This is a genomic window from Sulfitobacter sp. 1A12779 (assembly GCF_043557315.1).
GTDB lineage: Bacteria > Pseudomonadota > Alphaproteobacteria > Rhodobacterales > Rhodobacteraceae > Sulfitobacter > Sulfitobacter faviae.
Genome location: NZ_JBIFFU010000033.1, coordinates 21164 through 28795, shown reverse-complemented (window position 1 = coordinate 28795; position 7632 = coordinate 21164). Strand labels below are relative to the sequence as shown.

The following is a 7632-nucleotide window of genomic DNA, read 5'->3' as shown; positions in this document are numbered from 1 at the left end:
TCTCATAAGCAGATTTTGACAACTGCACTATGGCGCATTGCGACGCCGGTTGACGCAGGAGCCATCCACCCCATCAGATTTCCGCCCTCTATCCCCAAGTTCTTACATCCGCAGAGAAAACTGAGCGCCTGCAGCGAACGGCAGAAAGGGTCCACTTAACTATTCCAACCGGAGTATCGCCGATGCGTAGGTGAGCAAAACCGCACAGGCCGCGCCGGCGCAGAAAAATGTTGCGCGCATCGCGATTTCCCGGCCGAGTTCCTGCTCAAAGCCTCAGACGAGCCTCCCCCAGCCATTGCCCTCGACGGCATGGAGCCCCATCCGGTGAGGCGATCAATTTTGGAAACTGAGCTCAAACCTTTGAGCGCCCAACTCTGCTACTAAAGCGCTAAAAACCTCGGAAATGGCCTGTAAGCCACTGAATCAAAACGAGAAAAGGAATGCCCTACCAATCCATCATCGGCGCCACGCTCAGGCGCGCGGCGCGGTAAACCTCGGCGTGGGTGAGTTTTTGGTCGGGCATGCGGCGGGCTCCGTCTTTGGGTCACGGCCTTCTGCATGGCTTTGCGGGGGGTGGCGCAAGCTGTTCTTATGCCGCAGCCGCCCCCGCGCGGGATGTCGCGAAGGGCGGCTGGCCGCGTCACACCGCCGTCGCCGTTTCCGTCTGTGCCAGAAGGCCCAAACGCGTGAAAACCCGTTCAAGGTCGCGGTCGCCGAAGGGTTTCTGCACCACGGCGCAGCGGCCCAGCGCTTCGGCGGCGGGGACTTCTGCTTGGCCAGTGGCAAAGATGATCGGCATATCGGGATGCGTTGCCCGGACCCGGGTCGCCACCTCTTCGCCTGAGATATCCGGCAGGCCCACGTCGATCAGCAACACGTCGTACGCGCCAGCTTGCAGCCTGTCCAAGGTTTCCTGCCCCGAGGCGGTTTCCGTGACTTCGGTGCCAAGCCCGCTGAGGATATCCGCCAGATCGAGCCGGATCAGCGCGTCGTCTTCGCAGAGCAGCACATGACGGGGCCGGTCGGGCAGCTCCTGCGCCGGGGTCTCGGTCTTGGTCGAGGTGACCGGAGCCGAAGACAGCGCATCGCGCACCTTGATCGCCAAAGCGTCTTTGGTGAAGGGTTTGGCTAGGAACTGCACCCCGGCATCGACCCGGCCATCACGTACGATCGCATCGCGCGAATAGCCCGAGATGAACAGGATTGGCAGATCGGGCCGCTCGGCCTGAAGGGTTTCGGCCATCTCGCGGCTGCTGAACTCGCCGGGCATGACGACATCCGATATCACAAGGTCGAAGTCCGGTGCTTGCCGCGCTGATCTGAGCGCCGCGGTGGGGTCTTCTGCGGTGCGCACGCTATAGCCCAAGTCTGTCAGCAAAGCGGCGGTGGCGTCGCGCACCTCGGCGTCGTCTTCGACCAGCAGCACGGTCTCACTCCCGCCCGCGATCTCGGATGGGTCGTGCCACTGCAATGGCTCCGCCGCCGTCTCGGCCCGCGGCAGCAGCAACGTCACCGTCGTGCCCGCGCCGGGGCGGCTGGCGATGGTCACCCGCCCGCCCGATTGCCGCGCGAAGCCATAGACGGTGGACAGGCCCAGCCCGGTGCCCTTGCCCACGGGTTTGGTGGTAAAGAAAGGGTCGAAGACCTTGGCCAGCGTCTCGGCCGGGATGCCGGGCCCGTGGTCGATGATTTTGACCTCGACGTAGTCGCCCGCCACCATGTCAGGCTCACCAAAAAGCTCGTCGGGGCCGACGTGCCGGTTTTCGACAGCGATCCTCAGCTTGCCGCGCCCCTCCATCGCGTCGCGCGAATTGATCACGAGGTTCAGCACCGCGTTCTGGGTGCTGGCGGCATCGGCATAGGCGGGCCAGAGAGCCTCGGGCGTGTCGATCTCGACCTCCATCCCCTCGCCCAAGGCGCTGCGCATGATGTCGTCGATATCCCGCAGCAGATCGCGCAGGTCGATCGAGCGGGGTTGCAACGGCTGGCGGCGGCTGAAGGCGAGCAGTTGCGAAGAGAGCGAGGCACCGCGCTCCACTGCGCGCATCGCCGCATCGATCCGCACCCGCGCAGGCGAATCCGCGGCGATCTCGCGCGCGGCCATGGTCAGGCTGCCGGTCATCACCTGCAACAGATTGTTGAAGTCATGGGCGATGCCCCCGGCAAGATTGCCCACCGCCTCGACCCGCTGGCTCTGCGCCAATCGGTCATGCAGTTCTTCCAGCTCGCGGTTGCGTTTCTCGACACGCTCTTCCAACGTCGTGTTCAGATCGGCCAATTGGCGCGACAGTTCTTTTTGCTCGTGAATGTCGGAATTCGTGCCAACCCACCGCATCAAAGCGCCTTGGTCGTCCCGGATCGGCGCGGCGCGCACCAGATGCCAACAATAGGCCCCGTCGGCCCGCCTCATGCGAAATTCGGTCGCGTAGACCGTTCCGGTCTCAGCCGCATGGGCCCAAGCCGCAATCGCCTCTGGGCGGTCATCGGGGTGAATGATCCTCGGCCAAGCGTCGCCCACCAAACTGCCCGGTTCCGCGCCCGAAAAAGCATAGACCTGATCGCTGATCCAATCGAGTTGCCCATCGGCGGTGGCGGTCCAGACATGGACCGGCATGGTATGGGCCATGGTGCGGAACCGCTCCTCGGCCTCGCGCAGCCGGGTTTCGGCAAGCTTATGGGCGGTCACGTCATTGCCTTGGATCATGATGCCGATGGTCTCGCCCCGCACATTGTCGAGCGGTTGGAAAACGAAATCGACGACGACACGCTCCTCCGGGCCATCGTCGCTGCGTTGCAGCCACGCCTCGGCCCCATGCTGGCTAAGGGCCTTGCCGGTCCGATAGACTTCGTCCAGCATTTCGAAAAAGCCTTGGCCTGCGATTTCGGGCAAGGCTTCGCGGATGGGTTTGCCAATTAGCTCGCGTTGGCCGACCAATTGCATATAGGCGGCGTTGACCGTCCGGAAGACGTGGTTCGGCCCCATAAGGGTGACCATGAAGTTCGGCGCCTGTTCGAAGATCATCTTGAAAAGGCTGATGCCGGTATCAAGCTCGAGGTTCTGCTGCGTCACCTCATGTGCACGGCGCATCACGGCGGCATGGGCAGAGCCCGCTCGCTCTTCGCCGGGGGTTTCTGCGATATAGGCTTCGGTCACATCCTGCGTGTGTTGCAGAAGGAATTCCACCTCCCCTTCCGGGCTCAAGATCGGCGTATGGGTCGCACTCCAATAGCGGTCTTCGGTTTTGCCATCGGCGGTGTCGATCGGATAGGGAATGACCGGCAGGTGATCGGTGGTGCCGTCGCGAAACACCCGCTCGAAAGACGCGCGCAACATCCGCCCCGACTCGCTTTCGGGGTCCGAGGGGAACTCTTGGAACAGGACTTTCCCGATAAGCCGTTCCAACTGGCGGTCCGTGACCTGCAGATAGGCGTCATTGGCCCAGACCACCCGAAGCTCACTGTCCAACAATACAAAAGGCGACGGCGCAGCTTGGAGGATTCTTTCAAAGTGGTGGTTCATCTTGGGGGTCTTCTATCCAATGGAAAGTGCTGATCGACAGGCCGAAGGGCGCGAGGACGCCCGCAGCTGACAAGCGGTGCCCGCCACGCGGGGGCGGATTTCGAATGCGGGTCTACATGGTATCCTATCTCGGAACTGTCGGGTTTGGGCAATGGCCCCGCTGCGTGTTAAACGCGTTTCGGGCATAGTTGGCGCGCAATCTGCCGAGTGCCAGAAATTCGCGCATATTTTGCATGGCCTTGCACTCCGCGCTGAGTTTGCCATGAATGGGGTGGCAGCGATGGGCCGCCCCGGCTGGCCGCGCAGCCGATCGACCATTGCCCTTTGCCTATTTCACCCCCGCCCTTTGCCAAAGCCATTCAGGACCCCCGCATGACATTCCGTTTCATCCACGCGTCCGACCTGCACATCGGGCGCAAGTTCGCGAATATTCCGCAAGCGCCCGACGGTAATATCCGGGGGCGTCTGATGGAAGCGCGGCATGGCGCCATTGCCAAACTGGCCCAGGCCGCGCGGGATCACGGCGCGGCGCATGTGCTCTTGGCGGGCGATACATTCGACACCGCCACGCCCTCGGCCAGCGTGCTGCGGCAGGCGCTCACCGCCATGGGCGAGGCGGCGGAGGTGACGTGGTGGCTCCTGCCCGGCAACCACGACAACCTGCGCGATGCCGAACCCCTATGGGAGGCAATCGCCCGCGATGCGCCGCCCAATCTGCGTGCCCTTACCGAAGCCGCCCCGATCGAAATGGCCGAGGGTGTCAGCCTGCTGCCCTGCCCCGTCGCCTTTCGCGCGGGCGCCAGTGACCCAAGCGCCCCGCTGGACCGCATGCACAGCCCCGACGGCCATCTGCGCATCGGCCTTGCCCATGGCGGGGTGACCGATTTTACTGACAGCGGAGAGGCCATCGCGCCGGACCGGGACCAGCGCGCGCGGCTCGACTACCTCGCCCTTGGCGACTGGCACGGTCGGATGGCCGTCTCTGACCGGGTGCACTACTGCGGCACGCCCGAGCAGGATCGGTTCAAACACGGGCGCCGTGGCGTCTGCCTTGCGGTCGAACTCGCAGGCCCCGGCGCACGGCCCAAGATCGAAGAGGTCGAGACCGGCAGTTTCCTGTGGTCGGAGGCCGAGGTCACGCTGCACCCCCGGCAAGATGTCGCGGCGGCTTTGCAGGCGCTCTTGCCCGAGGCAGGGCGCAGGGACCACCTCCTGCGCGTCAAGGCGGGAGGCTGGGCCAGCCTTCCCGATCGCGCGGCTCTTGCCCACGCGGCCCAAGCCTGCGCCCCCGATTTTGCCCATTTCGAATTGCTGACCGAGGGGCTGGGCACGCAGTATGAGGCCGCGGACCTTGATGAGATCGACCGCGGCGGCGCGCTGCGCATGGCGGCGGAAACCTTGGTGAGCGAGGCGCGGTCCGAGACCCTTCCTCAATCCGACCGTGACGTGGCCGCCGATGCGCTGGCCCGGCTTCATGCCTATGTGCAGGGGGCAAAAACATGAAAATCCGCGCCATCACCCTCAACAACGTCCGCCGTTTCACCGACCCCGCGCAGGTCACCGGGATCGGCGATGGGATCAACGTCCTGAGCGAGCCGAACGAGCACGGCAAATCCACCCTCTTCGATGCGATACAGGCGCTGTTTTTCAAACCCTTCGGTTCGCGCGACAAAGAGGTATCGGCCCTGCGCCCCCATGCAGGCGGCGCGCCCGAGGTGACCATCGAGGTCGAGACCGAGGCGGGCCGTTTTGCCCTGCACAAACGCTGGTTTCAAAAGCCCCTGGCCACCGTGCACCGCGAGGGCAAGCTGATCGCGCAGGCGGATGAGGCCGAAGCATGGATCGCGCAGCTTTTGGGCGGCGATGCGGGCGGCCCCTCGGGGCTGATCTGGGTGCGGCAGGGGATGACCGCGCTGACCGGCGGCACGACCAAGGAAGAGAAACTGGCGCTAGAGGCCCGGCGCGATCTGATGACTTCGGTCGGGGCCGAGGTAGAGGCGATGACCGGGGGGCGGCGCATGGATCAGGCGCTGGCGCAATGCCGCGAGGAGCTTGCCCAATACGCCACCAGCACCGGACGGCCACGCACCGGTGGGCCGTGGAAAGAGGCGCAGGATCAGGTCGAGGCGCTGACGGCCACGCGCGATCAACTGGCCGCGACCGCACGCGCGTTGCAAGACGCTTTGGCCGAACGCCAGCGCGCGCGGCGCGCCTTGGCCGAGCTTGAAGCGCCCGAGGTGGTCGCCGAACGGCGCGAAAAACTGGAGGCCGCCCGCGCCGCCCATGCCGCCGCGACCCGCCACGCGGAAGAGATGGAAGCGTTGAGCCGGGCCGTGGAACTGGCCCGTCTCAACGCCGAAAGCGCCACTTCGCGTCTCGACAGCTACCGCGCCGGAGAGGCCGAGCAAAAGGCCGCTCGCCGCGCCGAGGCTGCAGCACGCGAAGCGGCGGAGGCGGCCCGCGCCGCCCTGTCAGACCGTCGCGCCACGTTGGAGGCCGCAGAGGCCGCCGCCGCCGATGCCCGAACAGCGCTCAAAATCGCCGAGGATGACCACCGCCACGCCCTCCGCGCCCGTGCCGCGCGCGATGGTGCTGACCGACGCCACGCGCTCGAAGCGCGCATCAAAGAGGCCGAAGACGCCCGCCGCCGGATGGAGACCGCAGCTGCCGCCGCCAAATCCGGCCCGGACGCCGCGGCGCTGCAACGGTTGGAAAGACTATCCGCCGAACTCTCTGCCAGCCGCGCCGCCCGCGACGCTGCGGCCCCGCAGGTGACGGTCCGCTACGCCCCCAATCAATCGGGCGCCATCCACGGCGATGACGGCCCATTGGCCGATGGCACCCCCCTGCCCCTGCCGCGCCGCACCACCCTGCGGATCGACGGAATCGGCGATTTGGAGGTCGAGCCGGGCGCGGGCGGCGGTGAAGACGGCTCGGTCGACGCCGCCGCGGCCCGGTTGCAAACCGCCCTTGACGAGATCGGCGCGGCTGATCTGGCGCAGGCCCGCGCCGCCGGCGCTGCGCGTGCGGAGGCCGCCGCGCGGGAGGGAGAGGCGAAAGCCGTGCTGGCCAGCCTCGCCCCCGATGGGATCGACGCGCTGCACCAAGCCCTCGCCGCCATTCCTGCGCCGGAAGAGGTCTCCGGCGCGCCGGATCTCGCGCAGGCCGAAGACGCGCTGCAAACCGCGCAGGCCGCACATGAGCGCTGCCGCATCGCGCGTGAGACTGCTGCCGAGGCGCTGGCCGATGCCAAGGCCGATGCGGCGGGCAAAGAAGCGCAGCTTGCCTCGCTCTGCGACCGGTTGCAGCGCGCCGAGGCGCAGCAGGCCAAGCTGGGGGATGTCACCGAAAAAGACCTCGCCGCCCAAACCGTCACCACCGCTGCCGCGCTGGAGGCCGCCCGCCTCGCCCATGCCGAAAAAGCCAAAGACGCGCCGGATGCGGCCAGCCTTCAAGCCGCGCTCACCCGCGCGGAATCGGTCGAGACGCAGGCCCGAGAAGAGATCGCCCGCCTGCACCCCCTGCTGGCCCGGCTGAGCGAACGCATCACCCGCGCCTCGGGCGACGCAGTGGAGGAACGGCTTGCCGAGACCGAAGACCAATTGCAAGCCGCCGAAGCGGCCCTTGCCCGGATCGCCCATGAGGTCGCGGTGCTGACCCGGCTGCAAGAGGCCTTGCAGGATGCAAGGAACGAGGCGCGAGAGCGTTATTTCACCCCCATCGTCAAGGAACTCAAACCGCTGCTGCAACTGCTTTGGCCCGATGCGGAACTGACATGGGGCGAGGAATCGCTCCTGCCCCATGCGTTGATCCGTGAGGGCCGGGAAGAGCCGATCGAGGTGCTTTCGGGCGGCACGCAGGAACAGGTGGCTCTGCTGGTGCGACTGGCCTTCGCGCGGATGCTCGCCCGGGCGGGGCGTATCGCGCCGGTGATCTTGGACGACGCGCTGGTCTTTACCGATGACGACCGGATCGAGCGGATGTTCGACGCGCTTCACCGGCAGGCGGGGGATATGCAGATCATCGTCCTGACCTGCCGCCAACGCGCCTTTCGCGCCCTTGGCGGGCAGGCTTTGCGGCTGCAAGCGGTGGCCCCCTAGCGCCGAATGAAC

Annotated in this window: 3 protein-coding genes; 2 read left to right on the top strand and 1 reads right to left on the bottom strand. The window is 66.1% G+C overall.

What is annotated here, in order from left to right; genetic code table 11:
* Positions 1 to 640 precede the first annotated feature (640 nt).
* A complete protein-coding gene (locus ACGYLQ_RS19270; protein ID WP_394444414.1) occupies positions 641 to 3520 on the bottom strand; it encodes a response regulator in 2880 nt (959 codons plus the stop codon).
* Between the two features lie 372 nt (positions 3521 to 3892).
* Between ACGYLQ_RS19270 and ACGYLQ_RS19265 the strand changes: the two genes are divergently transcribed.
* Both ACGYLQ_RS19265 and ACGYLQ_RS19260 read left to right on the top strand, forming a co-directional pair.
* Positions 3893 to 5023 (top strand): exonuclease SbcCD subunit D, encoded by a 1131-nt coding sequence (locus tag ACGYLQ_RS19265; protein WP_394444412.1) that lies wholly within the window; start codon positions 3893 to 3895, stop codon positions 5021 to 5023.
* Positions 5020 to 7620 (top strand): chromosome segregation protein SMC, encoded by a 2601-nt coding sequence (locus ACGYLQ_RS19260; protein WP_394444410.1) that lies wholly within the window; start codon positions 5020 to 5022, stop codon positions 7618 to 7620. The genes ACGYLQ_RS19265 and ACGYLQ_RS19260 overlap by 4 nt, the downstream gene beginning before the upstream one ends.
* The last annotated feature ends 12 nt before the right edge of the window (positions 7621 to 7632 follow it).

Coding starts and splice junctions, on each gene's coding strand:
- ACGYLQ_RS19270 (WP_394444414.1), bottom strand. CDS start 3,520: ATGAACCACCACTTTGAAAGAATCCTCCAAGCTGCGCCGTCGCCTTTT.
- ACGYLQ_RS19265 (WP_394444412.1), top strand. CDS start 3,893: ATGACATTCCGTTTCATCCACGCGTCCGACCTGCACATCGGGCGCAAG.
- ACGYLQ_RS19260 (WP_394444410.1), top strand. CDS start 5,020: ATGAAAATCCGCGCCATCACCCTCAACAACGTCCGCCGTTTCACCGAC.